Source organism: Moritella sp. 28 (genome assembly GCF_018219435.1).
Classification (GTDB): domain Bacteria; phylum Pseudomonadota; class Gammaproteobacteria; order Enterobacterales; family Moritellaceae; genus Moritella.
The window spans coordinates 4580609-4605732 of record NZ_CP056121.1 but is presented as its reverse complement, the minus strand read 5'-3'; the positions used below and the strand labels follow the sequence as shown (position 1 = coordinate 4605732).

26 protein-coding genes are annotated in these 25124 nt (G+C 41.1%); 14 read left to right on the top strand and 12 right to left on the bottom strand.

Annotated features, from left to right (window positions below; all coding sequences use genetic code 11):
• Positions 1-38 precede the first annotated feature (38 nt).
• The 4 genes from hfq to hflC are packed head-to-tail and all read left to right on the top strand — an operon-like array spanning position 39 to position 3722.
• Positions 39-281, top strand: coding sequence for an RNA chaperone Hfq (gene hfq, locus HWV02_RS20480; protein ID WP_211673211.1), 243 nt, complete (start codon positions 39-41; stop codon positions 279-281).
• 59 nt (positions 282-340) lie between these two features.
• Positions 341-1630 carry a ribosome rescue GTPase HflX gene (gene hflX / locus HWV02_RS20475; protein ID WP_211677673.1) on the top strand — a complete coding sequence of 430 codons (1290 nt, stop codon included), beginning with the start codon at positions 341-343 and terminating at the stop codon, positions 1628-1630.
• Between the two features lie 49 nt (positions 1631-1679).
• Complete coding sequence (hflK, locus tag HWV02_RS20470; RefSeq protein ID WP_211689245.1) at positions 1680-2843, top strand: FtsH protease activity modulator HflK; 1164 nt, start codon at positions 1680-1682, stop codon at positions 2841-2843.
• Between the two features lie 3 nt (positions 2844-2846).
• Positions 2847-3722, top strand: coding sequence for a protease modulator HflC (gene hflC, locus HWV02_RS20465; RefSeq protein ID WP_211689244.1), 876 nt, complete (start codon positions 2847-2849; stop codon positions 3720-3722).
• 118 nt (positions 3723-3840) lie between these two features.
• Here hflC and fldB read toward each other — a convergent pair whose 3' ends face one another.
• A complete protein-coding gene (gene fldB / locus HWV02_RS20460; RefSeq protein WP_211677670.1) occupies positions 3841-4362 on the bottom strand; it encodes a flavodoxin FldB in 522 nt (173 codons plus the stop codon).
• A 258-nt stretch (positions 4363-4620) separates the two neighbouring features.
• Between fldB and xerD the strand changes: the two genes are divergently transcribed.
• From xerD to lysS, 6 genes are all read left to right on the top strand, one after another.
• A complete protein-coding gene (gene xerD / locus HWV02_RS20455; protein WP_211677669.1) occupies positions 4621-5511 on the top strand; it encodes a site-specific tyrosine recombinase XerD in 891 nt (296 codons plus the stop codon).
• A gap of 106 nt (positions 5512-5617) precedes the next feature.
• Complete coding sequence (gene dsbC, locus HWV02_RS20450; RefSeq protein WP_211677668.1) at positions 5618-6415, top strand: bifunctional protein-disulfide isomerase/oxidoreductase DsbC; 798 nt, start codon at positions 5618-5620, stop codon at positions 6413-6415.
• On the top strand, positions 6412-8142 hold the full coding sequence (gene recJ / locus HWV02_RS20445) for a single-stranded-DNA-specific exonuclease RecJ (protein WP_211677667.1): 1731 nt from the start codon (positions 6412-6414) through the stop codon (positions 8140-8142). Before dsbC ends, recJ begins: the two co-directional genes overlap by 4 nt.
• 139 nt (positions 8143-8281) lie before the next feature.
• Positions 8282-8695 (top strand): CBS domain-containing protein, encoded by a 414-nt coding sequence (locus HWV02_RS20440; protein WP_211677666.1) that lies wholly within the window; start codon positions 8282-8284, stop codon positions 8693-8695.
• A 295-nt stretch (positions 8696-8990) separates the two neighbouring features.
• Positions 8991-10089 (top strand): peptide chain release factor 2 gene (gene prfB / locus HWV02_RS20435; RefSeq protein ID WP_211677661.1). Its coding sequence is split into 2 segments (ribosomal slippage): positions 8991-9065 and positions 9067-10089, totalling 1098 coding nucleotides; the frame shifts between segments, so codons are not numbered across the junction.
• 17 nt (positions 10090-10106) lie between these two features.
• A complete protein-coding gene (gene lysS / locus HWV02_RS20430; RefSeq protein WP_211673202.1) occupies positions 10107-11615 on the top strand; it encodes a lysine--tRNA ligase in 1509 nt (502 codons plus the stop codon).
• Between the two features lie 74 nt (positions 11616-11689).
• Here the strand turns inward: lysS and HWV02_RS20425 are convergent, their stop codons facing one another.
• From HWV02_RS20425 to ygfZ, 10 genes are all read right to left on the bottom strand, one after another.
• Positions 11690-11911 carry a tautomerase family protein gene (locus HWV02_RS20425; protein ID WP_211677659.1) on the bottom strand — a complete coding sequence of 74 codons (222 nt, stop codon included), beginning with the start codon at positions 11909-11911 and terminating at the stop codon, positions 11690-11692.
• Positions 11912-11925: 14 nt separating this feature from the next.
• Positions 11926-12321 carry a carboxymuconolactone decarboxylase family protein gene (locus HWV02_RS20420; RefSeq protein ID WP_211677657.1) on the bottom strand — a complete coding sequence of 132 codons (396 nt, stop codon included), beginning with the start codon at positions 12319-12321 and terminating at the stop codon, positions 11926-11928.
• Positions 12318-13541, bottom strand: a complete 1224-nt coding sequence (locus tag HWV02_RS20415) for an MFS transporter (RefSeq protein ID WP_211677655.1) — start codon at positions 13539-13541, stop codon at positions 12318-12320. Before HWV02_RS20415 ends, HWV02_RS20420 begins: the two co-directional genes overlap by 4 nt.
• 328 nt (positions 13542-13869) lie before the next feature.
• Entirely contained in the window at positions 13870-14337 is a 468-nt protein-coding gene (locus HWV02_RS20410; RefSeq protein WP_211677653.1) for a MarR family winged helix-turn-helix transcriptional regulator, read from the bottom strand.
• Positions 14338-14452: 115 nt separating this feature from the next.
• Complete coding sequence (locus tag HWV02_RS20405) at positions 14453-15286, bottom strand: hypothetical protein (protein ID WP_211677651.1); 834 nt, start codon at positions 15284-15286, stop codon at positions 14453-14455.
• Positions 15287-15406: 120 nt separating this feature from the next.
• Positions 15407-16033 (bottom strand): hypothetical protein, encoded by a 627-nt coding sequence (locus HWV02_RS20400; RefSeq protein WP_211677649.1) that lies wholly within the window; start codon positions 16031-16033, stop codon positions 15407-15409.
• A 49-nt stretch (positions 16034-16082) separates the two neighbouring features.
• Complete coding sequence (locus HWV02_RS20395; RefSeq protein ID WP_211677647.1) at positions 16083-17111, bottom strand: aldo/keto reductase; 1029 nt, start codon at positions 17109-17111, stop codon at positions 16083-16085.
• Positions 17108-17806 (bottom strand): HAD family phosphatase, encoded by a 699-nt coding sequence (locus HWV02_RS20390; RefSeq protein WP_211677645.1) that lies wholly within the window; start codon positions 17804-17806, stop codon positions 17108-17110. The genes HWV02_RS20395 and HWV02_RS20390 overlap by 4 nt, the downstream gene beginning before the upstream one ends.
• Complete coding sequence (locus tag HWV02_RS20385) at positions 17799-18575, bottom strand: AfsA-related hotdog domain-containing protein (protein ID WP_211677644.1); 777 nt, start codon at positions 18573-18575, stop codon at positions 17799-17801. Before HWV02_RS20385 ends, HWV02_RS20390 begins: the two co-directional genes overlap by 8 nt.
• 377 nt (positions 18576-18952) lie before the next feature.
• Positions 18953-19939: a tRNA-modifying protein YgfZ gene (ygfZ, locus tag HWV02_RS20380; RefSeq protein WP_211677642.1), complete on the bottom strand. Its 987-nt coding sequence runs from the start codon at positions 19937-19939 to the stop codon at positions 18953-18955.
• A gap of 120 nt (positions 19940-20059) precedes the next feature.
• Between ygfZ and HWV02_RS20375 the strand changes: the two genes are divergently transcribed.
• The 4 genes from HWV02_RS20375 to HWV02_RS20365 all read left to right on the top strand — a co-directional run bounded on the left by HWV02_RS20375 (position 20060) and on the right by HWV02_RS20365 (position 23326).
• A complete protein-coding gene (locus HWV02_RS20375; RefSeq protein ID WP_211673191.1) occupies positions 20060-20311 on the top strand; it encodes a succinate dehydrogenase assembly factor 2 in 252 nt (83 codons plus the stop codon).
• Positions 20289-20696, top strand: a complete 408-nt coding sequence (locus HWV02_RS23070) for a protein YgfX (protein WP_342357616.1) — start codon at positions 20289-20291, stop codon at positions 20694-20696. The genes HWV02_RS20375 and HWV02_RS23070 overlap by 23 nt, the downstream gene beginning before the upstream one ends.
• Positions 20697-20834: 138 nt before the next feature.
• A complete protein-coding gene (locus HWV02_RS20370) occupies positions 20835-22754 on the top strand; it encodes an alkaline phosphatase family protein (protein ID WP_211689243.1) in 1920 nt (639 codons plus the stop codon).
• 65 nt (positions 22755-22819) lie between these two features.
• The gene (locus HWV02_RS20365; protein WP_211677638.1) at positions 22820-23326 is read left to right on the top strand and encodes a DUF4442 domain-containing protein; all 507 of its coding nucleotides are present in this window, start codon (positions 22820-22822) and stop codon (positions 23324-23326) included.
• An 81-nt stretch (positions 23327-23407) separates the two neighbouring features.
• On the opposite strand, the gene nadB is transcribed toward HWV02_RS20365, so the two are convergent.
• Positions 23408-25012 (bottom strand): L-aspartate oxidase, encoded by a 1605-nt coding sequence (gene nadB / locus HWV02_RS20360; RefSeq protein ID WP_211689242.1) that lies wholly within the window; start codon positions 25010-25012, stop codon positions 23408-23410.
• Positions 25013-25124 lie beyond the last annotated feature (112 nt).

The following is a 25124-nucleotide window of genomic DNA, read 5'->3' as shown; positions in this document are numbered from 1 at the left end:
ATTATAATAAAAATCTAATTTTTAAAAGGAAACTATTGATGGCTAAGGGACAATCATTACAGGACCCGTTTTTGAATGCATTACGTCGCGAACGGATTCCTGTCGCAATTTATTTAGTTAACGGTATTAAGCTACAAGGCCAAATCGAATCATTTGACCAATTTGTTATTTTACTAAAAAATACCGTGAGTCAAATGGTATACAAACATGCTATTTCAACGGTTGTACCGGCACGTCCGTTACAACATGGTATTCAAGCTGACGGTGAAAGTGATAAATAATTCTTTGAAATTTAAACTAAAAAATCTTGTGAGTCATATACTCATAGGGAGTCGTGAAGTTGTTTGATCGCCATGAAGCAGGTGAACGTGCCATATTAGTGCACGTTAACTTTAATGATGAGGGCAACCGAGAAGATCTGCATGAATTAGAAATGCTGGTTTCCTCTGCAGGTGTAGGCGCGTTATCTGTGGTAACAGGTTCGCGTTCAAGACCACACCCTAAATATTTTGTTGGTTCAGGTAAAGCAGAAGAAATTGCAGAAGCAGTAAAGCTTTATCAAGCAGATATTGTTATCTTTAACCATGCCTTAGCACCACGTCAAGAGCGTAACTTAGAAGCGTTAATTGAATGTCGTGTTGTTGACCGTACAGGCCTGATTTTAGATATATTCTCTCAACGTGCTCGAACTCATGAAGGTAAGTTACAAGTTGAATTAGCGCAACTGCGCCACATGTCGACCCGATTAATTCGTGGTTGGACGCATTTAGAACGTCAGAAAGGCGGTATCGGTATGCGTGGTCCAGGTGAAACTCAGCTTGAAACGGATCGCCGTTTATTACGCGTACGTATAGACAGTATTTTACGTCGTTTAGACAAAGTGGTAACCAAGCGTGATCAAGGTCGTCGCTCACGTAAGCGTCGTGAAATACCGACAATTTCGTTAGTAGGTTATACCAATGCAGGTAAATCAACGCTGTTTAATCGTTTAACCGATTCTGAAGTGTACGCTGCCGATCAATTGTTTGCGACGTTAGACCCAACATTACGCCGTATTGCGGTTGCTGATGTTGGTGAAGTGGTTTTAGCTGATACAGTTGGCTTTATTCGTCACTTACCACATGATTTGGTCGCTGCTTTTAAGGCCACATTGACGGAAACGCGAGAAGCGGATCTACTTTTACATGTAATTGATTGTGCAGATGAAAATATGCGCGGTAATATTATAGAAGTAAATTCGGTATTAACCGAAATTGATGCGGGTGAAGTGCCTGTTTTAATGGTATATAACAAAGTCGATAAGCTTGATGATGGTCGTTGTCGTATTGATTATGATGATGAGGGTAAGCCGGTTAATGTATGGCTATCTGCAATGTCAGGCGAAGGTACAGAGTTTTTATATCAAGCATTAACGGAGTTACTGGCAAGTACCATGAAAGTGGTCAAGTTACAGTTACCCGCAATGCAGGGTAATGTAGTAAGCCATCTATATAATCTCGATTGTATTGAGCATGAGGCGTTTGCTGAAAATGGTGACTGGCTACTCGACATTAGAATGACTATGATTGATTGGCAACGTTTGAAAAAATACAAATGTAATAACATTGAAGATTTTATCCTTCAGCACTAGGCTGATATCATTAATATTTTCCCGAAACTATCTGGTAATGGAGATGCAAATGGCTTGGAATGAGCCCGGAAATGGCGGTAATAAAGATCGCGACCCTTGGGGACAAAAAGGTAAAGAGCAGGGACCCCCTGATCTTGACGAAGTATTTAAAAAGCTAACCAGCAAGTTTGGTGGCGGTAAAGGCGGTAAGTTCTCTGGTGGTGCTAACTTTAATAAAGTTGGTGTATCTCTGGTGCTTGGTGTACTTGCCGTGATCTGGGTGGTCAGTGGTTTCTATACGATCAAAGAAGCTGAACGTGGCGTGGTATTACGTTTAGGTCAGTATTCAAAAACGGTAGAACCGGGTTTATCTTGGTTACCGACGTTTGTTGATCGTGTGACCCCTGTTGACGTTAAGAGCATTCGCTCTATGCCTGCTTCTGGTTCAATGTTAACCAAAGACGAAAACGTGGTTGACGTAAAAATGGATATTCAATATCGCGTTATTAATTCGCGTGAATATCTATTTAGCGTAACAAATCCGGATGATAGCTTACATCAAGCTATTGACAGTGCATTACGTTTCGTTATCGGTCATACGACAATGGATGATGTGATCACAACGGGTCGAGAAGTTGTACGTCAAAGTACCCGTGAAAACATTGAAGCTATCATCGATGAGTATCACATGGGTATTGAACTTGTTGATGTCAACTTCTTGTCTGCACGTCCACCGGAAGCAGTTAAAGATGCATTCGATGATGCGATTGCTGCACAAGAAGATGAACAACGTTATATCCGTGAAGCCGAGGCTTATGCGCGTGAAATTGAACCAACAGCACGTGGTAAAGTGAAGCGTATTGAACAAGAAGCACAAGCTTACCAACAGCAAATTGTGTTAAAAGCACAAGGTGAAGTAGCTCGTTTCGAAAGTCTATTGCCACAGTATCAGCTTGCACCGGAAGTAACGCGTCAACGTTTATATCTAGAAACAATGGAAGCGGTTTATTCAAATACAACGAAAGTTGTGGTTGATACTAAAGGTACTGGCAACATGCTATATCTACCATTAGATAAGATCATGAATGCTAATGCCGCTGATACTAAACCGACTCGTGCGGCAAACACAGTACCAGCACCGCAACAACCAGCGAAATCAAATAACCGTTATCAGTATCCAGATACGAATAGTAATAATGTTCGTCCTGATCGTTTTAACACAGGGAGAAACTAAGCTATGAATCAATTAAAAGCAGTTATTTTAGTACTTGTGCTATTACTTGGTTTCTCGTCTTTCTTTGTGGTAAACGAAGGTGAACGTGCGCTAGTAGTTCGTTTTGGTAAAGTACTTAAAACAGGTGATGAAGCGAAGGTTTATCTACCGGGTCTTAACTTTAAAGTACCATTTATCGATTCAATTCGCGTATTAAGCTCTCGCTTACAAACGCTTGATGGTCTTGCTGACCGTTTCGTTACGTCTGAAAAGAAAGATTTAATTATCGATTCTTATGTGAAATGGCGTATTGAAGACTTTGAGAAGTTTTACCTTGCAACGAATGGCGGTAACTTCTTACAAGCAGAGTCTTTATTACAACGTAAAATTACCAATGGTCTACGTAATGAAATTGGTAACCGTACTATTAAAGATATCGTTTCTGGCCAACGTGGCGAAGTAATGGAAACGGCATTGAAACGTATGGCACGTTCATCTGAGCTAGGTATCCTGGTTGAAGACGTACGAATTAAGCAAATCAATCTACCGGAGGAAGTTAGTAACAGTATCTTCCAACGTATGAGTGCAGAGCGTCATGCTGTAGCGAAAGAACACCGTTCGCAAGGTTATGAACAAGCTGAGATCTTAAAAGCAGAAGTGGATGCGAAAGTAACCGTAATGCTTGCTGATGCAAATCGTCAAGCACGTGAACTACGTGGTAAAGGTGATGCAGACGCAGCGAAGATTTATGCTGATACGTACAACAAAGATGCCGAGTTCTATGGTTTCTTACGTAGTCTACAAGCTTACTCTAAGAGCTTTAGCAATAAGTCTGATGTATTAGTTGTTTCACCAGAGAGTGATTTCTTCAATTACATGAAAGGCTCAACTATAAAATAGTGATTGCTTGTCAATAAATAACAAAAAGGCCGTTGCTATCTTGGATAGTAACGGCCTTTTTTATTGTGTTAACTTGTTGTTATAACATGCTTGTTGACGGTCATTATCCTATGATTACTTATGAATAATGGGCTTCAATTTCTTCGAGTACTTGTAAAGTCCAAGTGGCAATGCGTTCATCAGTCAGATCGTATTGGCTGTCTTCATCGAGTGCTAAGCCTAAGAATTGACTCTCGTCTTCTGTTAATGCTTTTGAAGCAACGAATTCGTAGCCTTTATTTGGCCACTGGCCGATGAAGTGAATGCCTTTGCCCTGCAACTCGTCAAATAACATCCCCATTGCATCCAGGAACCATTCGCTATAGTTGACCTGATCGCCAAGACCAAATAGCGCTACGGTTTTGCCCGCCAGGCTAATACCTGCAATATCAGACCACAGATCACCCCAGTCTTCCTGAAGTTCACCATAATCCCAAGTAGAAATACCAAATAGAACGACGTCATAGGTTTCTATATCAGTAAAACCCGAGTCTTTTATGTCATGTAAGTCGACAAGTTCTGCACCAATTTCAGCTTGGATCTTTTCCGCAGCTATAGTGGTATAAAAAGTAGTGGAGCCGTAATATAAACCGATTTTCATTATCTACATCCAAAGACAGTGTTGCTAATCATACTATGTGTTAATAAATACTATGTGTTAATAAATACTATGTGTTAATAAATACTATGTGTGAATCATGTTCTGAGCGATCAGTTGCTCATCGGTACGCATAGTAACATGAGATAATTGTACTATAATTCATGTTTATTTATACAGTGTTGTTATACTGGTGAAACAGTGATGGCAATTGTAATCGTACTTGTACTTTTAATCGTAATAGCAGCATAGGGTATTCGCTTGGAAAAGATTGAAATAATAGAACAGTTTTTAGATATTATGTGGCATGAACGTGGATTATCAGATAATACCCTGACCTCTTATCGTAATGATTTAAGCCAATATCATCACTGGTTAGCGCAACACAAGCAGCAATTATTAACCGTTGATAGTCTTGAAATTCAGACGTTTATGGCCAGTCGTTTTGATTTGGGCTACAAAGCCAGTAGTACCGCACGCCAGCTGAGTGCGATCCGTCGCTTCTATCAATATCTCTATCGTGAGCAGATGCGCGATGATGATCCGACGGCTTTACTCATTAGCCCAAAACTACCGCAGCGTTTACCGGATGATTTATCAGAAGCGGAAGTGGATGCATTATTGGCTGCACCCACATTGGACGATCCGATCCAATTACGTGATAAAGCCATGATGGAACTGTTATATGCAACAGGATTACGCGTATCGGAATTAGTTGGCTTGAGCATGGAATCTGTGAGCTTACGCCAAGGGTTAGTACGCGTGACGGGTAAGGGTGGTAAGGAACGCTTGGTACCTATGGGTGAAGAAGCAGTGTATTGGACCGAGCGCTTTATTGCCGAAGGTCGCGCGACCTTATTAAAAGGATTAACGTCCGATGTGGTGTTTCCTTCCAGACGTGGAAACTTTATGACTAGGCAGACCTTCTGGCATCGTCTTAAACATTACTCGCAAGTTGCAGGCATTACGACGCATTTATCACCACACACTTTGCGGCATGCGTTTGCGACCCATTTGTTGAACTATGGCGCCGACCTACGTGTCGTACAAATGTTACTTGGTCATAGCGATTTATCAACCACACAAATTTATACGCATGTGGCAACAGCACGATTAGAGCAGCTGCATAGTGAGCACCATCCTCGAGCGTAATAACGTTGGTGACACGGCATTAGCAAGGATTAAGGCTAGTGATAAATAATTAATTCTGTTAATTTATCGAGTATAGAGATCCATTAAGAATAAGAGCGGAGAACATATGTTAAAGAAAGTAATTATTACAGCCGTTGCTGTAGGTTTAGTGGGGAGTTTTATACTTGGGATTGATGGTAGTCCTAAGCAGGCGTTAATTACTACACCGATGGCTCATACTGAACAATCTACCAATGTAGTATTATCAGCAGAACACCAAGATATTTCACGCTTATTAGCTGAAAAACTTAACTTTAAAGTATCGAGTGTAAGTGACAGTGCTATTGCAGGTTTGTTTGAAGTCGCTACCGATCAAGGTATTTTCTATGTGAATGCAGATGCTTCGAACCTTATTCAAGGCACTCTTTACCAAGTTAATGATAACGGGGTTACGGATCTTACCGAACAAGCAATGGGTAAAGTACGCCAGCAAGCAATACAAGAATTCGCAGGTGATACCATTAATTACCTTGCCGAAGATGAAAAGTACAGCATCACGGTATTCACGGATATTAACTGCGGTTACTGTCGTAAGTTACATAACGAAGTCGCACAGCTAAACCAGCTGGGCATTAGTGTAAAATATTTAGCCTTTCCACGTGGAGGTATCAACTCTAAGACTTATCAAGATATGGCGTCAATTTGGTGTGCCAAAGACAGTGCGCAAGCGATGAACAACGCCAAACGAGGTGGTAAAATCATTCCTGAAGTATGTACAAATACAGTTGCACAACAATATGAACTTGGTCGACGTTTAGGCGTGACGGGTACGCCTGCAATTGTTTTGGAAAACGGGAAAATGCAGCCTGGTTATGTGCCTGCTGCGAAGCTTCTAAATATGCTAAAAAACATGGATAAATCTTGAACAAACAAATTAAACGTCGCGATAATGTAGGCTGTGACGGTATATCTGCAGCGGTACCTGCATTATTACGCCAAATCTATGCCAGTCGTGGTGTGAAGTCAGATCAAGAATTAGAGAAAGGCGCTAAAAACTTATTACGTCCGAATCAGCTTAAAGGTATGACTGCCGCGTGTGATTTATTAGTCAGCGCGTTAGAACAAAATCAACGTATTATCATTGTTGGTGATTTTGATGCCGATGGCGCAACGAGTACCGCATTATCGATGCTTGGTTTTAAAATGCTAGGCTATCGTAATGTTGATTTTTTAGTACCTAATCGCTTTGAATTTGGTTATGGCTTAAGTCCTGAAATTGTTGATCTTGCTGCAGCCAATGGCGCGCAATTGATCATGACCGTGGATAACGGTATTTCCAGCATTGCGGGTGTTGCTGCCGCTAAAGCGTTAGGCATTAAAGTGCTCGTGACCGATCACCATTTACCGGGTAACGAAATACCGGATGCCGATGCAATTGTTAATCCCAATCAACACGGCTGTACATTTCCAAGCAAAAATCTTGCAGGTGTAGGGGTTGCCTTTTACGTAATGTTGGCATTACGAAGTGCACTGCGTGAACAAGATTGGTTTACTAAGCAAGGTTTAACAGAACCTAATTTAGCCTGTCTGCTGGACATTGTTGCGCTGGGTACGGTTGCCGACGTTGTCCCATTAGATGCTAATAACCGTATTCTAGTACATCAAGGCCTACAGCGTATCCGCGCCGATAAATGTCGGCCCGGCATTAAAGCCTTGATCGAAATTGCCAATCGTAATCAAGCACAGCTTTGCGCAAGTGATCTCGGTTTTGCATTAGGGCCAAGATTAAATGCAGCGGGGCGCTTAGATGACATGTCTGTTGGCGTAGCAACGCTGTTGTGTGAAGATCTTAATAACGCACGTCGTTTTGCTGGCGAACTGGATAGCCTGAATGAAGAGCGTAAAGAAATTGAGAACTCGATGCAGCAAGAAGCACTGGTTATCTTAAAAAGTGTTGATTTTGATGCAGGACAAGTACCTTACGGGATTTGTCTATTCCAAGATGATTGGCATCAAGGTGTGGTTGGTTTAGTTGCATCTCGCATTAAAGAGCGTTTTCACCGCCCTGTTATCGCTTTTGCTGATGCAGGCGAAGGGGAAATAAAAGGTTCTGCACGTTCAATACCTGGCTTGCATTTACGTGATGTTTTAGAGTTACTTGATACCCGTAATCCGGGTATGATCTTGAAATTCGGTGGGCATGCGATGGCGGCTGGTTTGTCTTTACGCCTTGATTGTTATGATGAGTTTGCGAAACAGTTTAACGCCTTAGTGCAGGAACTATTAACTGAAGAACAGTTAACAGGTGTGGTATTAAGTGATGGTGAACTACCGAGTGAGCAACTGTCATTGCCAACTGCAGAACTAATCAAAGAAGCCGCACCCTGGGGCCAGATGTTCCCAGAGCCGATCTTTGATGGTATTTTTAAATTACGTGAGCAACGCCTTGTGGGTAAAAAACATTTAAAAATGATGTTGGAACCTGAAAGTGGTGGACCTCTGGTGGATGCGATTGCTTTTAATGTTGATTTAGAAGTGTGGCCTGATGCTTCGGTACAGAAGATCGAGTTAGCCTATAAATTGGATGTTAATGAGTTCCGTGGTAAGCGTAGTTTGCAGTTTATGGTTGAGCATTTACAGCCATTACGCTAATAGCATTTATTTATAAATACTAATTGATAGATTTTGGCAATTGAAGTGTTATATTTAATCGTCTTTATCTATGTGTTGTTTGCAGTTATAGTTATTTCTTCTTCTACAGCAATCCTGCTTTAAGATAAGGATATAGACCATGACTATGCAACGCGTAATGAATGAAATGAAAATTAAAGCTCCGAGTATTCCATGTGGTACGTCACTGGTCGCCGTGGTTGATTTGTTTGCTAAACATCAGATTAGTGCCGTGCCTGTGGTGAATTCGACAAATGAAGTGATTGGTTTGGTTTCTGAATCGGATTGCCTACAAGCACTTATTAGTGGTAGCTATCACTGTGATAAACCTGCGATTGTGAACGATGTGATGACCAAAAGTGTCGTTAGGGTATCGCCAAAAGACAGTATTATTGATATTGCAATTAGCATGACAAAAGATAACTTGAGTGTTTACCCTGTTGTTGAAGATCGCCAGTTGGTCGGTATCATTCGTCGTGGTGACATTCTACAAGTATTGGCAGAAAATAATAACCAATGTAGTCAAATCAGCTAACCTCGTTGGTTGCCATTATTTTCAAGCCATGCTCCTGTAGTGTGGCTTTTTGCTATTTTACTGCCGTCATATTTTCCCTCGTTTTTATTTATCGCCATTTATTCCTATTTATTTTCTTATATTATCGATTAATTTGCTGTTTTCTTAATCTTCCTCTGTATATCCGTGAGTGAATTCGGTAAAATTTGCTGTTGTATAAAATCCCATAGTTAGAACTATATACTTAGTAGAATGCTGATGAACATACCGATATTCGCATGCATCATGCTAAGTACAACTAGAGTAGAGCAGAATCATGTTTGAAGTAAATCCAGTACTGAATAAATTAAAGGAGCTAGGCGAACGTGCTGAGCTGCTTCGGGGGTACCTTTGACTACGATGCAAGTAAAGAGCGTCTAGAAGAGGTATCTGCGGAATTAGAGTCATCGGAAGTATGGAGTGATCCTAAATATGCCCAAGAATTAGGTAAAGAACGCGCGTCATTAGAATTGATCGTAAAGACGATTGATGATCTCGACACGGGTTGTGATGACGTTGAAGGTTTGGTTGAACTGGCAGTTGAAGCTGAAGACGAAGAAACATTTGCTGAAGCAGAACATGAAATTTTAGGTTTAGAAGCACAACTCGCTAAACTTGAGTTTCGTCGTATGTTTTCTGGCAAACATGATGCAAATGATTGTTATCTTGATATCCAATCTGGCTCCGGTGGTACTGAAGCACAAGATTGGGCAAACATGCTATTGCGTATGTTCTTACGATGGGGTGAGGCACACAAATTTAAAGTTGAGCTGATCGAAGTCTCAGCTGGCGATGTCGCAGGAATCAAAGGTGCTACTATCCGTTTAGGCGGTGAATATGCTTATGGTTGGTTACGTACCGAAACAGGTGTTCACCGTTTAGTGCGTAAATCGCCGTTTGATTCAAGTGGCCGTCGTCATACATCATTTGCGTCGGTATTTGTATATCCAGAGATTGATGACAGTATTGAAATTGACTTAAATCCGTCAGATTTACGTATTGATGTATACCGTGCTTCAGGCGCTGGTGGTCAGCACGTAAATACAACAGAATCAGCGGTACGTATTACTCACTTACCAACCAATCTTGTTGTACAATGCCAGAATGATCGCTCTCAGCACAAGAACAAAGATGCGGCGATGAAACAAATGCGTGCGAAGTTGTTTGAATATGAAATGCAAAAACAAAACGCTGAAAAACAAATCGCAGAAGACGCTAAATCAGATATCGGTTGGGGTAGTCAAATCCGTTCTTACGTACTGGATGACTCACGCGTAAAAGATTTACGTACAGGTGTTGAAACACGCAACACACAAGCCGTTTTAGACGGTGATTTAGACAAATTTATTGAAGCCAGCCTGAAATCAGGCCTGTAAAAAAATAGGGTTAAACAATGACTGAACAGTTACAAGATGAAAACAAACTGATTGCAGAACGTCGCGCGAAACTAGATCATATCCGCACAAACTGTAAAGCAAATGGCCACCCTAATGACTTCCGTGTAAAACATAAGTCGGCAGATTTACAGGCTGAATTTGGCGAAAAGTCAAAAGAAGAGCTGATCGAAATGCAGCATGTGGTAAGCATCGCGGGTCGTATCATGGCTAAACGTGGTCCTTTCCTTGCTATCCAAGATACATCTGGTCGCATTCAAGCATACGCATCGAAAGACGTGCAAAAAGCACAAAAAGCTGACCTTGGTGGTTTAGATATTGGTGATATCGTTGGTATTACTGGCGCACTAAACAAATCAGGTAAAGGCGATCTTTACGTTGAAATGACTGACTACGTGCTACTAACTAAAGCACTACGTCCATTACCAGAAAAGTTCCACGGTCTAACTGACCAAGAAATGCGTTACCGTCAACGTTATGTTGATCTGATCGTAAATGCTGAATCGCGTAATGCATTCATCGTCCGTTCTAAGCTGGTAACTGCTATCCGTAACTTCATGGTATCAAAAGATTACATGGAAGTTGAAACGCCAATGATGCATGTGATCCCGGGTGGTGCAACAGCACGTCCATTCATCACGCACCATAACGCACTTGATCAAGCAATGTATCTACGTGTGGCACCTGAGTTATACCTTAAGCGTTTAGTGGTTGGTGGTTTTGATCGTGTATTCGAAATTAACCGTAACTTCCGTAACGAAGGTCTATCACCTCGTCACAATCCAGAATTCACTATGATGGAATTCTACCAAGCTTACGCTGACTATAACGACCTGATGGATTTCACTGAAGAAATGCTAAGCACAGTGGCAGTTGAAGTACTTGGTGCTACGTCTATGCCTTACGGTGATGATACTGTTGAATTCGGTGGCAAATACACACGTATTAGCATGCTAGATGCAATCAAACAGTACAACCCTGAGCATGAAGTTATTCAGGCATTGACTAACGAAGGTGTTCAAGATCGTGAGTTGATGGTTTCTATTGCTAAATCACTGAACATGAAGATAGAGAAATTCTGGACTTGTGGTCAATTACTGGAAGAGATCTTTGGTGAAACTGCTGAACCACAACTGATTCAGCCTACATTCATCACTGGCTACCCAGCTGATATTTCGCCACTAGCACGTCGTAGCGATGATAATCCATTCTTCACTGACCGTTTTGAGTTCTTCATCGGTGGCCGTGAAGTTGCAAATGGTTTCTCAGAGCTTAACGATGCGCAAGACCAAGACGAGCGTTTCAAAGCACAAGTTAATGCAAAAGATGCGGGTGATGATGAAGCGATGTATTACGATGCAGATTACATCACAGCACTAGAGCACGGTTTACCACCAACAGCAGGTCAAGGTATTGGTATCGACCGTTTAGCTATGTTATTTACGAATACACATACTATCCGTGACGTTATCTTATTCCCTGCTATGCGTCCGCAAGCAAATAGCTAATTAGTTGCATCAATAATGATGCTTTAATTTATGCATATAAAAGCCCTGTGCGATAAATCTCACAGGGCTTTTTACTAAGTGTATGTTTTGCGGCGGCTTTCTATTGGAAAGTTCGTATCATCTCCCGTTACCCCTGCTTCAGCCCATTCACTTCTTTCTATTTCTTGAATATAAACTGTTATTTTATCAAGCGGTGCACCAGTCACTTCATGTGTTGTTTTGGTGAGTTCCTGCAGTAACTTTTTTTTCATTTCTTTATCGTCACTTTTCCACGTCGTTACATTGATAATTGGCATAGGTTAGTCCTCTGTTACTGATTTGATTTATTAAATGTTGTCACGGCATTACGATAAGCCGTTATCGCATTCATACAAGCAGGCACTCCAGCGTAAATAGCCATCTGTATGACTATTTCAAGTAACTCTTTCTCTGTCACACCTACATTCAAAGATGCCCTCATATGCAGCTCAAGCTGTGGCTGAGCGTTACCCGAGGTGATTAAGGACGCGACGGTTATCATTTCTCGTGTTTTTATATCTAATCCCGGTCTGCCAACGACATCTGCAAAAGCATAATTAACAATTAGCTTGGGAAGCTCATCATCTAATTCCCCTAACTTTGAGATGACTTGATCAGCTAGACCAGGCTGCAAGGTATTCATTATCTCTTTGCCGTACTCTGATATATCGGTTGTGTGTGTACTCATAGGTTATCTCCAACTAGTTGTGAAGGTGCATCATTGATATTGCTCGGAATAATTGAAATCATAAATAGCGATATAACGATCGCGGTACCTGAAAAACTCATTAATACAGTGAAATCAAAGTTTGCCATTATCCATGCGCCAAATAGCGCGCCTGTACCTATCGCACTGTTAAATATGGCGACATAAATGGCTGACGCTGGAAATGCATCCTCTTGGGCAATGCGTAACACCCAAGTTTGGAAACCAACAAAAATACCAGAAACGGATATACCCCAAAATATAATTAACGCAAAAATAGCGGTTTGGTTAAGTGAGCTAGAAAAAATACCGAGAATAAGTAAGCTTACGGCAACCATGGCAACGGATAATAAGATTAATGGTTTAAGATATCGGTCAATGAACATACCTGTAATGAAGTTACCCATTAATCCCGCAATACCGAATGTAAATAGTGCGATGGAAATGAAGTTATCGCTAATCGCCTTTGACGCATGTAAGTAAGGTTCAATAAACGTAAACGCGCTAAAATGTGCTGTGATTGCCAATAATGTCGCAATATAAATTTTAGATAATACCGGATTGCTAATGACATCTTTTAAGACTGAAATACCGATAGCATGTTGTGATTTAATATTTGGAACTAACAGCAATATCCCCAAAAGTGAAAAAACACTTAAAGCAGAAATTACCCAAAATGCCATTTGCCAGCTTAAGTTGGCAGCGATGACGTTAGCAATCGGAATACCGAAAACACTCGCTGCTGACACACCACCAAAAACAATGGATGTGGCAAGTCCAACATGGCGGGCAGGTACCAGAGACATAGCAAGCGCGCCTATCATTGCCCAAAATGCACCATGAGCAAGAGCTCCAATGACTCTGGCTGCGACGAACCAGTAATAGTCAGTCGTTATCGCACATAAGGTATTTGAAATAAGTAAAATAAACATCAGTGTGATAAGTAATGCTTTTTTCGGTAGGTTCCCCAAAAATGCAGAAGATAAAAGCGCACTTATTGCCCCTATCCATGCATAAAATGTCACGGTGAGCCCAATCATTGATTCTGATTGTTGTAGTCCTTCAGCCATTGGTGTTAATAAGCCAATAGGGGCGAGTTCTGCGGTAACAATAGTAAATGTAGCGATCGCTAATATGATGATTGATAGCCACATTTTTAAGTTCGATGTTTCTAAAGAACTGTTCGTTTCTGTGTTGTTCATTATATTCCCCTAATATCCATCTGAGATCTAGTTTGTCGCTTAAAGGTATCTGGTCATATAGTATGACCCCGTACTATATGACTATTGCATATCGTGAATCGCAAAGTCCAGCTTTATGGAGTGATTATATTAATAACAAATAATTATGTTTAAAAGTGGTGTTTATTTGGTTGTATCTACCAATTTAGGAGTGCATCGTTATATAGTTACTGCAGGTGACTAGATTGAAAATAGCAGTTAATTATATTTCAAATCAATAAGTTGATGTTTAAGAGTAAAACAATGTACCTTTGGCGGTACTGTTTTACTCTTTACATAATAAGCTTACTTAAAGATTATTGCTTATCTTGGTTAGAATTGATTTGAATGCGGCTTTTTCATCTTCATCTAATGACTTGGTTAAGCTTGCTAACCAATTAAGTTGAGATGTTACTGCTTGATCTAAGATCGTTTGGCCTTCAGCTGTTAATTTTACCGTCAACGAACGTCGATCTGTTTTTGACGCTTCTCGTACTGCGAAACCACGTTTTTCAAGCGAGTCTATCGTTGAAGTGATTGATGCTCTCGTTAAACCCGTTAAGCTTGAAATTTCGTGAGGTGCTGCAGATTCTTTATCATTAATCATCAGCATTGAAACAAAACGACCTTCAAGTAACTCAAATTGATTAAGGTTGTTAACGCAAGTATTTGTTAATTCATTACTAAGCGTAAAGAATTGGCCCAGTAAAGCAATAGCTTCACTATCTACGTCTCTCTTTTTAGCTTCTTTGCAGAGTGTTACATATTTAGGGTTCATTAATTTGACCTCCTGTTCATTGTATCGTCCTAATATATTAACTCATCATATTGTTTGGCGTCTTATTATATGTCAATTAATTGTATGATTGGTAAATATAGTCGTCCTTTTCCATCTAACCTCCGTTATTTGTGTTGAACTCTTGGAAAGAAGCCCCTGTCAATTTTAGCTGTGCATGAATGTCTCCGCCGAGTCCATAAATACCAATCGCACCGCCATTAGAGCATTGACTACTCATGTACAAGACAACGATGTTGATAATGCGATTGCCTTCTTCTATTGGAAAGGGATTTTGCATTATTGATTTAAATTTCGCACAACCATATTCATTAGTAACAAAGCAGTGTGGTACACCTAAGGGACCTGGTCTTGTTGGGTTTAATGGGTCTAAATCATTCGCTCTTAGCGCCATGACGGTATACAAACTATTTGGTATTAGATGCTTGAAACGGATGCTGAATTTAGCATCATGTTGGTTACTCAATACCTCAACGGTTAAGCTACCCTCTGCTTTGATCCATTGGTTTAGTGTGATTGGCTGAGCGTTTTGACGACTATGTTCAAGTTCAAAATCAGGCACTGCATCGTGTAGCGGTAAGCTGACGCGTATCACGTCTTTGCTATCCGACTTTTGCTGGGGAGCAAAGAGCATCTCGTAATTATTACAGGGAAGTGGAAGCGGCAGTGTGTACAAAGGTTGATCCCCGTATTCACCTAGGTCGGTTAAGTCGAGTTCGGAGACAATATCGTACTCCGCTAAGGAACCGAAGTGGGGGAGTTCAGACTGCGGAGATACAATGGCTGCCCCCCATGTTGGTGAAACTTGGTTATCTCCAATCCGTTTGTTAATCATGCCGATCACCACAAAGTTTCCCTCTTGATCCCAGACTTCACTCGGTGGGTAGAGTGGTCCTTGTGTTGTTACTGTTAATGCATATTGTCGTTTCATCACCTGCCCCTTGTTTCGATAAGAACAGGTAAGTGCATTGGTAATATCTACACTTACCTGCCTGCTATGTCATGTAGCAACAACACAGTTATGTAATAAGAAAAGTTATGGAATAAAAAGTTATGCCGCAACAAAAATACGCGTATAAAGACCATCTGCACCACCTGTGATGTATTGATCACCGGCCTCTTTGACTATCTGTTGGTACTTGGGTGTTAGGAATATATCGGCCATATATTGGCTACTGTCTCCGTTGAAGCCAGAGAAGAACATGACCCCTGGTTGGGTACTAAATAGCGTTCGATAAGCAAGGAAGCAATCAATCTGTGAAGCGCCACGTACAACTTCAAAGATAGTATCTTCACGCCAATTAAGATAAGCGTCTTTTACAGATAATGGCACTTCAATGTAGCGTAATTGCAATTTCTCTGTCGTTGGTAGCGCGGTGTCGATTGCCTTGACTGTGTCTTCGAGTTGAAAGACTTGCTGACGAATATCACTGCTTAGTAAAGGTGACAGCTCGGTCATAAATGCTTCGCGTTGAATCATTAATGTTTCGAGATCACTGAATTTTTCAACAGCAATAAGCTCTAAAAAATGGTTTTCGTTTTCTTCTAAGTAGTAACATTTGCGCACAGCACCGGATGGTAATTCGGCATTTCCAGCGTTACACCAAATATCCCATGCGGCAGTGGTTTCTGAATTGAGGGCGATAACTTCTGAGCTAATAATTAGATTGTTTTTCATAACGATTTCCTTCAAAAAAATGAGTAAGATACAGTTAAAAATTGAACCATTATTCGGTGAGTGCATAGCTATGCATGGCTTGTTCGGTATAGCGAGTCCCCTGCACTTGAAAGTCAGAACTTAGTGAGTTTAGTAAACTCATCTCGTCCTCGCTAAGCTTTACTTGCATTGCATTGATATTTTGTTGTAAATATTTTTGTTGTTTGGTTCCTGGTATTGGGATCACCGCAGGAGATTGATGCATTAACCAAGCGAGTGCTAGTTGTGCTGGTGTGCAGGCTTTGGCTTGTGCTAATTCAGCTAATGCTGTGGTTAATTTGTTATTATGGCTCAGGTTTTCATCGCTAAATCGGGGGAGCGTACGACGAAAATCATCATGGTCTAATTTATCAAGGGTATTCAATTCGCCACTTAATAATCCACGACTGATCGGACTATATGCAATAAATGTAATCCCTAACTCACTACATGCATCGAGGACCCCATCGCTTTCTACTCCACGGCTGAGTAATGAGTATTCCGATTGCACGGCACTGATCCCATGGTTACCTTTTGTTATATCTAATAAACATTGGTGGGCGTAACGAATATACTCTGCGTTGGCTTCAGAGAGTCCAACGGCTTTAATCTTACCGGCTTTTAGTAATGATGCCATTGCCGACATAGCGACGAAAATAGCGTCTGGATTATCAATCACACGATGTAAATAATAGAGATCTATGGTGGTATTTAGGCGCGCAATACTGGCCTCACAGCATGCGAAAATATATTCACGACTATTATCTACACCACGTTTTTGTGCGTCGTGTTCGTCACGAATAATGCCGCATTTGGTGGCTATCACAACTTGTGTTCGGTCGGGGATAGTTGCGATAAATTCCCCCAGTAATACTTCATTACGGCCATAACCGTAGATATCGGCTGTATCAAAGAAATTCACCCCAGAAGACACTGCACTCTGCAATAGTTGTTTACTGTGGTCATCATCGCTTTGACCGTAAAATTCTGACATTCCCATGCAGCCTAAGCCTTGCGGAGTGACGGTGAGTTGACTCTTACCTATTGTTAACATATTCATACTGGCTCCTTGATATATTTGATTTGTTCCCAGTGATTGTGCTCGGCAATGTCTATCAGTTCAGGGCAGTTAGCGACAACAATAGGGTGTCCGACCATCTTGAGCATGGCGAGGTCACTGATATGATCGCCAAATGCGTAGCAATCCTTTGGGTTAACGCCTGTTGCCTCGAGCAATGAATGAATTAAGCGTGCTTTTTTATTACCTATTGCTTGTTGCGATAGCTTTCCTGATATCACATCGTCATTGACGATTAGCTCTGCACACAAAATCGTGTTTACATTGAGTGCTTGGGCAAGCGGTTCTAAGCAAGGACGGAATGAACCGGATACAAATACAATGTCATAACCGTCATTTTTTAACTTTATTAAGCGGTCTACGCTTGGTTGAATGAAAAAATCCTTTTGCTGTTTACGTTGCGCATACCACGCTTGACCAATTAGCATCAGCCGTTGGTAGCTTTCTCCACGATAAAGGCGGTAATACAGGCTATTTATGTTGTCGCGACTGATGCCTAACTTGACGAATGATTTACACATCGACCAATATATTTGATACTGAGCTGTGCCTAGGTAACCTCTTTTACGTTCTAGATAAAAACGCAGAAAATCGAACATACTCTTACTGTTGATGATGGTTTCATCGACGTCAAAGAATGCAATTTTTTGGACATTTTCAATCTTGCTATTAGGCATATTTAAGCTCCTGTTCCGCCTCGCAGGTTTCAGCAATCACATCACAAGTTGCTTCGGCCATTGCATTTTCTTTTGCAGCTATATAGTTTTGGTCGTAAGCGGTGAAGTCGATTGATACTTCTGCCATTTCAATGTCATTTTGGAAAAATGTGGTAATACTTTCCGCATGCATTGAGCCACCTTTTTTATGCTCTATGTTGGATGCGATGAAGCGTATCTCTGCATTGGCGGGAAACATGAAGTTTTTAAAGACGATATTGATATTGTGTAATACGAAGTAAGCATTACCTTTAATTCCCTCCTTAAGTAAGTAGTTTTCACTGACCGATAGCATCATTTGGCGAGCGGCTTCGACGAGTATCATGCCCTGAATGTGTTGACCTGTAGTGTGGTCGCCTAGCTCTTCGCAATCACTTTGTAGATGTAGTTCGCTGGTGAAGCAACTTGCCCCTAGGTTGAGTGGCGGTGAGATCATGACATTCGAGGAATAATGCTTATGTACTTTACGCTGATGCTCAGCGTCATCTTGATAGGCGAGTAATTTGGTGTCGTTGAAAATAAATTTGTTTTTATGTTTTGAGGCTGCAATGGCTTGAACAATTTCGGTAAGCTCTGTGTTAGAAATCCCTTGGCCAATACGTAAGTAAAACTTGTCTACGAACCCTGTTTCTAAGATTTCAAAAAATGAATCAAAGGTGATAACCATTTCATGCATTTCGGCAAAGTTTGAAAAGATATTGCCCACAACTAACATAGTTTTAGTTTCCATTATTACTCTCCAACCTGTTGATTTTATTTTTATAAAAGCGTTTGGTAAATCGTAAATATTGCGAATTAATAATAGGTGTTAAATATATAGTAAGACGCCTTATTATATTAAGCATGCTTAAATCGTATTGTCAATGGCTTTTTTTATATAAAAGTGGGTAGTTATTTAGTGGTGTTTTGATTGGTAAGATAATAATTTATTGCTTGTCAAATGTAGTTAGGCGTCATACTATGTTTGTGAGCCGCAGGTTGTATACAATAAAGGGAAAGTATTTATTACATTTAGAATGTGATTGCTGATAGGACTGTGGCGATAGGTATTATCGGTTTATTCTAGATAATAAACCGATAATCAATGATAACTTAACCGTGTTACAGTTAGTCTGCGTCTACCAATGAATACGGTAATGGCATGAAGGCTAACGTTGATTCGTTATCGGTAATTTTAAACACGCTATCTGCTTCAAGGTTATTTGGCATCACACTTGAAATCAATTGCACGCCGTCACTATAACGGTAGCTTAGGTTTACTTTACCGCTGCTACGCCAGTTCTCACCCAGTTGTAATTCAATGTTATCGCCACTGTTTACTTCAGTAGCTGTTGCACCAGTTAAGATCGCCATAGCACGTTTGTTGGTACCACGGTATTTAGCACGAGCTACTGTTTCTTGTCCTGTGTAGCAACCTTTCTTAAAGCTAATACCATCATAAGCTTGTAGGTTGAATGCTTGTGGGATCTGCACGCTGCTCATTGCTACGCTCACAATCGGTGCTGCGGCTAAAATATCTAACGCATCCCAGAATGAACCATCATCGGTTGCTGCTTCAGCTAAGTGTTGGCTGATTTGTTGCAGCGAGGCATCACTTTTTTGTAATAAGACTAAGAAACGCGGTGTTTCACCAATAAGTCGCATCACAAAACCATTTGGTAAATGAGTAACAGCTTCTTCGCCTAGCGTCATTGCAAAAGTCTTATTCAACCACTGCTCTGCTTGCTCGCCAGCGACACCGTAAAGGTTACAAAATGCAGAGGCATCGGTCAGTTCGACTTTTGAGAATACCGCGTATTTCTTTAGTTCAGGCAGAGTGATCGCTAATGCGTCTTTGCGCATGATGAAATAAAATGAATTGCCTTTTTTAGCTACTTGGAATGTTGACCACAGTTTGCCTTTTGGATCGCAATGACCACCCCAAGTTGTTTGTTGATCTTCTAAGCCCACCAGATCACAAGTCAATTGGCCTTGTAAGTAACTTAAACGCTGCTCACCTGTTGCAGTCATCAATCCCCAGTGCGATAGTTCGCTTACGATCACATTTGGTAATGCGTCTGTTGATGCTAGGGTCAGTTTATTAAATTGCGTCATTGTTTACTCTTCTCTGGCTGGTTTTCTCTATGGTAGATTGAACGCAAGCATTTGTCTTTATAAGATCTTGTTTATTTTTATGATAGAATTAACTTATGGACAATATGATAAGGGAAAAAGATGACGAAGTTAGATTCAAAGGCGCGTTTACGCTGGGCTTGTCGCCGTGGCATGCTAGAACTCGATGTATTATTTCGTCCGTTTGTGGATGAAGCTTATGATGATTTATCAGATGAAGATAAATTGATTTTCCAACGCTTGTTAGAAGGCGAAGACCCAGAGTTATTTGCTTGGGCAATGGGTCATGAAAAGTGTGAAGATCCAGAGTTAGCCTATATGATGAATAAAATTGTCTCAAGAGTTAAAGTGTAGCGTCACGTTACGCCCATCTAAATACTGGTTGTTGCTGTGTATTGTAATACATAGTTCGGTGCTCGGTTTGCTGCTGACTTGGCTGGTACTTATACCACTGCAATTGGTTTATTCCGTAGTCATTATTGCTCTGTGTGGTTCTCAATGCAGGCAACATTGGCTACGCCGTCCCTGTTTTACCTATTTCACCAATGGTTACATTCAGTTTGACGCTGGGGGAGAGTTATTTGCAATTACCCCATGTTCACGCAGCGCCGACCTTTTTATTCAGTTAAGTTATATCAGCTTAAATAAGGGGCGCGTTCAGTCATTGTGTATAATGCGTGATGCTATCGACGATACTGATTATCGCCGCCTAGTTCGGACTATTAAAATTTTAAAATAGCAGCTTGAAGTAACTTGGGTATACACTTTATTTGAGCGTAAAGAATTGTTTAAGTACTGGTAAGTTCATCTTCAAACTGTAACTGTCCACGTTCTAGTTTATTCTGCAATAGCTTTACTTTTTTATTAAGAGCGATAAATGCCAACGTCAACTTCTGAATCATTACCACTTATTATTGCTGGACCGATATTACGTCATTGCGATATACAACATTTCACTTTATGGTTTGTGAGTTCAACGTTGTTAGCTGAATTGAATTTAACCTTACAGGGAGCCAACTTTTCACGTCAGTTAACGGGTGATGAAGTACACACTATTCAACTCGGTAAACATGCCTATCAGTATTTAATTAATGTGAAAGCCGAGGTGTTATTGCCTGCGGAGATTGAAGTTAAATATCAACTCTGTGATGCGATATCAGGAAATGTTTTTGCTCAAATTGAAGGGCTTTGCTACACAGATATACACGCTGTCGATAATACAATACTTCCTCTGCCAAGTGTTATTGTTAAGCCGACAATTAATGATTTGTTGCATGGCTCATGCCGTCAGCCTCACCATGATAGTGCTGATGCGTTAGTTGCTGCTGATATTCGATTGCAGCAGATGCCTTCATTAGATGAGCGACCTGCATTATTGATGCTGAGTGGTGATCAGGTTTATGTCGATGATGTGGCTGGACCCATGCTATATGCTATCGGGAAAGTAATTGATTTATTAGGCTTACCAAATGAGACGTTTCTTTCGGCAAATATTAGTAATAGTCGTGAACTGGGTTATCAGCCAGAAGATATGTATCAACGGCATATAGACCTATTACCCCGCACTGAATACCCCGCTAAAACAGCACTGCATAATTGGTATGTTAATCATGCTGTTTTTACTTCAACATCGGCAGGAAACCACTTAGTTAGTGCCAGTGAAGTGATGGCCTTGTATCTACTCTCTTGGTCACCAGAATTATGGCAACAGATCTCGATTCCTCGTGACGTAGAAGGCTTAACCGCTGAACATTTGACGCGTTGGCAGCATGAATGGGATAACTTACTAGTCTTTAAAGCGGGGCTAAGTAAAGTTCGTCGCCTGATGGCTCATTTACCGACTTATATGATGTTTGATGATCATGATGTTACTGATGACTGGAATCTGACTGCGAAATGGGAAGAAGCCGCTTATGGCCATACATTTTCGAAACGGATCATTGGTAATGCGCTAATTGGTTATACTTTGTTTCAAGGTTTGGGGAATAATCCACAGTGTATGATTGCTAATTTAAGCGTGCCATTAGCTGGTTACTTCAACTCACCCTCGATGCAGACTCAGGATGACTTAATTACCGCCTTACTTAAGTATGAACAATGGCACTATACCTTAGCAACATCGCCTAAATTAGTGGTCTTAGATACACGTACAAGGCGTTGGCGCAGTGAATCTAATTTAGCTAAACCTTCAGGGCTTATGGATTGGGAAGCCTTGATGGAATTTCAGCATGAGCTAGTAGGGCAAGATAAAGTCATTATAGTGTCCCCTGCGCCAATGTATGGTGTAAAAGTGATTGAAACGATCCAGCGAATTGCGACTATGTGCGGGGCTTCGTTAATGGTTGATGCAGAAAACTGGATGGCACATCCGGGTACCGCTAATACCTTGTTGAGTATTTTTATGCACCGTAAAACTCCGCAGCAGTTTGTGATCCTGTCGGGTGATGTACACTATTCGTTTGCGTATGAGGTCGGTATTCGCTTTCGCCATGGAGGACCGAAAATATACCAAATCACTTGTAGCGGACTTAAAAATCAGTTTCCCGAAAAATTGTTATCGTGTTTTGATAAGCTCAATGCTTGGTTATACGGTTATTATTCACCTCTGAACTTTTTTACTAAGCGTAAGCGTATGACAATTAGAGGTTGTAAACCTAATAATGCCAGAGATAAACGTTTGGTAAATCACAGTGGTATTGGCATGGTTAGTTTTGCTGAGAATGGTGCTCCGAGCAAGATCGCAGTATTACACAGTGATATGACTGAAACTCAGTTTGTTCCGCCCAAGCATGATTAAATTCTACTTTGCGGAACTTAATTCGTGTTAGTCTTTATTTTCAATGCATTATAAGGGCTAAACGGATGAAGCTATTCAACTTATTTTCAGAAACGACTAAGTACACGCTATTTCTACGATTATTTACCTTACTTAAAGTACCCTCGCTATTTTATGTTAGACCTTCAGTACATCAACTTGATGAGCGTACTTGTACGATTAAGATCCCATTTAAAAGACGCAACAAAAATCACCTGAACTCAATGTTTGTCGGGGTACTTGCAAGTGGTGCTGACTGCACTGGCGTATTAGCTGCAATGCACAAAACGCAAATGAAAAGCGTTAAGGTGGGCTTCGCATTGAAATCGATGCAAGTTGATTTTATTAAACGTGCAGAGGGGGATACTTACTTTACCTGCGTGCAAGGGCTCGATATCGCTCAGTATGTAAAGGAAGCTGTGATCACTGGTGAGCGATTAAATAGACCGATTAAGGTTATCGCCACTTGTCCAGATAGTACTGGGGATGAGCCAGTAGCCGCTTTTACCTTAATGTTGTCATTAAAAAGTATGACTAAAAAAATCGGTGGTTGATAAGGCCGTCGCTGATGCAAGAAAGCAGCCTGACAGCTGCTTTCTTGCATCTTATTTTTATAACGGCTAACCAGCCATAAGTTATACCTTAGGCTGTAATATAGTTGGTTGTGGTTCGTCGAATTGTTCTGGGTAGTCGAGCGTGTAGTGCAAGCCGCGACTTTCTTTGCGATCTAACGCACAACGAATGATCAAGTCTGCTACTGTCACCAGGTTTCTTAATTCCAATAAGTTATTACTGACGCGGAAATTACTGTAGTACTCATCAATTTCTTGCTGCAATAGATTCACACGGCGCAGGGCGCGCTCTAGACGTTTTGTCGTTCTTACAATCCCCACGTAATCCCACATAAATAGACGTAGTTCGTGCCAGTTATGTTGAATAATAACTTCTTCATCTGAGTTCGTCACTTTACTCTCATCCCAGGCTGGAATACGGTAATCTTTACGGGTTTTATGCAGTTTTGATAAAATATCGTCTGCCGCTGCGTGGGCAAACACAATACATTCTAATAATGAGTTACTGGCTAAACGGTTTGCACCGTGTAAACCCGTATAAGCTACCTCGCCAATCGCGTATAAACCGCGCATATCAGTTTGACCCGTTAAGTCAGTCATTACACCACCACAGGTATAATGTGCAGCGGGTACTGCTGGGATGGGGTCGGTCGTGATATCAATACCTAACTTCAAGCAACGCTCATAAATAGTCGGGAAATGACTAATAACGAACTCAGCGGGTTTATGACTGATATCTAAATATACACAATCACTACCCAGACGTTTCATTTCAAAGTCGATAGCACGGGCAACAATATCACGCGGAGCCAATTCAGCACGTTCATCGAAACTTGGCATAAAACGGGTACCGTCTGCATGACGTAAATAGGCCCCTTCACCACGTAGTGCTTCGGTTAATAAGAAGTTCTTTGCATCAGGGTGGAATAAGCAGGTAGGGTGGAATTGATTGAATTCCATATTGGCTACACGGCAACCTGCGCGCCATGCCATGGCAATACCGTCACCACTAGAGACATCAGGATTACTGGTATATTGGTAAACCTTACTTGCACCGCCCGTTGCTAAGATAACAAAGCGTGCTTTAATCACTTCTACTTTCTCGGCTTCTCGGTTCCACACATAAGCACCGACAATACGGTTGGTCGCTTGGTTAAGCTGTTTAGTCGAAATAAGATCAACCGCGTTAAAACGTTCCATTAAGGTAATGTTAGGATGTTGACTGACATTTTCGATTAATGTAGTTTGTACCGCTTTACCAGTGGCATCTGCGGCATGCAAGATACGGCGATGGCTATGACCACCCTCTTTGGTTAGGTGATACTGCTGTTCACCATTATCATCGGCTACTTGATCAAATGGTGCGCCTTTATCTATTAACCAGTTTAAGCTGGCGGCCGCGCTGCTTGCTGTAAAGCTAACGGTATCTTCATCACATAAACCTGCACCTGCAACAAGGGTATCGGATACATGGCCTTCAACACTGTCAGCTTCATCAAAAACGGCGGCGATACCACCTTGTGCGTAGAGAGTTGACCCTTCGGTTAAGCTACTCTTACTTAATACTGTCACTTTAGCGTGATCTGCGAGTTTCAAGGCAAGTGAGAGTCCTGCGGCACCACTGCCGATAATCAGTACATCGCTTTGGTATTCCGCATTTGTTCTCATAGTTTCCGCTCTATTTGTAGTATGCTGTTATGTCTATACCCAAGTTACGTCAAAATGCTATATCAGAGATGAGCAGGTTGTGCATCTTGAGGTTGTTTAGATATAACTCTAA

What these genes read in the sequence shown, in the direction of transcription:
- hfq (WP_211673211.1), top strand. Translation starts at nt 39, where the DNA reads ATGGCTAAGGGACAATCATTACAGGACCCGTTTTTGAATGCATTACGT.
- hflK (WP_211689245.1), top strand. Translation starts at nt 1,680, where the DNA reads ATGGCTTGGAATGAGCCCGGAAATGGCGGTAATAAAGATCGCGACCCT.
- hflC (WP_211689244.1), top strand. Translation starts at nt 2,847, where the DNA reads ATGAATCAATTAAAAGCAGTTATTTTAGTACTTGTGCTATTACTTGGT.
- fldB (WP_211677670.1), bottom strand. Translation starts at nt 4,362, where the DNA reads ATGAAAATCGGTTTATATTACGGCTCCACTACTTTTTATACCACTATA.
- dsbC (WP_211677668.1), top strand. Translation starts at nt 5,618, where the DNA reads ATGTTAAAGAAAGTAATTATTACAGCCGTTGCTGTAGGTTTAGTGGGG.
- HWV02_RS20440 (WP_211677666.1), top strand. Translation starts at nt 8,282, where the DNA reads ATGACTATGCAACGCGTAATGAATGAAATGAAAATTAAAGCTCCGAGT.
- lysS (WP_211673202.1), top strand. Translation starts at nt 10,107, where the DNA reads ATGACTGAACAGTTACAAGATGAAAACAAACTGATTGCAGAACGTCGC.
- HWV02_RS20425 (WP_211677659.1), bottom strand. Translation starts at nt 11,911, where the DNA reads ATGCCAATTATCAATGTAACGACGTGGAAAAGTGACGATAAAGAAATG.
- HWV02_RS20420 (WP_211677657.1), bottom strand. Translation starts at nt 12,321, where the DNA reads ATGAGTACACACACAACCGATATATCAGAGTACGGCAAAGAGATAATG.
- HWV02_RS20415 (WP_211677655.1), bottom strand. Translation starts at nt 13,541, where the DNA reads ATGAACAACACAGAAACGAACAGTTCTTTAGAAACATCGAACTTAAAA.
- HWV02_RS20410 (WP_211677653.1), bottom strand. Translation starts at nt 14,337, where the DNA reads ATGAACCCTAAATATGTAACACTCTGCAAAGAAGCTAAAAAGAGAGAC.
- HWV02_RS20405 (WP_211677651.1), bottom strand. Translation starts at nt 15,286, where the DNA reads ATGAAACGACAATATGCATTAACAGTAACAACACAAGGACCACTCTAC.
- HWV02_RS20400 (WP_211677649.1), bottom strand. Translation starts at nt 16,033, where the DNA reads ATGAAAAACAATCTAATTATTAGCTCAGAAGTTATCGCCCTCAATTCA.
- HWV02_RS20395 (WP_211677647.1), bottom strand. Translation starts at nt 17,111, where the DNA reads ATGAATATGTTAACAATAGGTAAGAGTCAACTCACCGTCACTCCGCAA.
- HWV02_RS20390 (WP_211677645.1), bottom strand. Translation starts at nt 17,806, where the DNA reads ATGCCTAATAGCAAGATTGAAAATGTCCAAAAAATTGCATTCTTTGAC.
- HWV02_RS20385 (WP_211677644.1), bottom strand. Translation starts at nt 18,575, where the DNA reads ATGGAAACTAAAACTATGTTAGTTGTGGGCAATATCTTTTCAAACTTT.
- ygfZ (WP_211677642.1), bottom strand. Translation starts at nt 19,939, where the DNA reads ATGACGCAATTTAATAAACTGACCCTAGCATCAACAGACGCATTACCA.
- HWV02_RS20375 (WP_211673191.1), top strand. Translation starts at nt 20,060, where the DNA reads ATGACGAAGTTAGATTCAAAGGCGCGTTTACGCTGGGCTTGTCGCCGT.
- HWV02_RS20370 (WP_211689243.1), top strand. Translation starts at nt 20,835, where the DNA reads ATGCCAACGTCAACTTCTGAATCATTACCACTTATTATTGCTGGACCG.
- HWV02_RS20365 (WP_211677638.1), top strand. Translation starts at nt 22,820, where the DNA reads ATGAAGCTATTCAACTTATTTTCAGAAACGACTAAGTACACGCTATTT.
- nadB (WP_211689242.1), bottom strand. Translation starts at nt 25,012, where the DNA reads ATGAGAACAAATGCGGAATACCAAAGCGATGTACTGATTATCGGCAGT.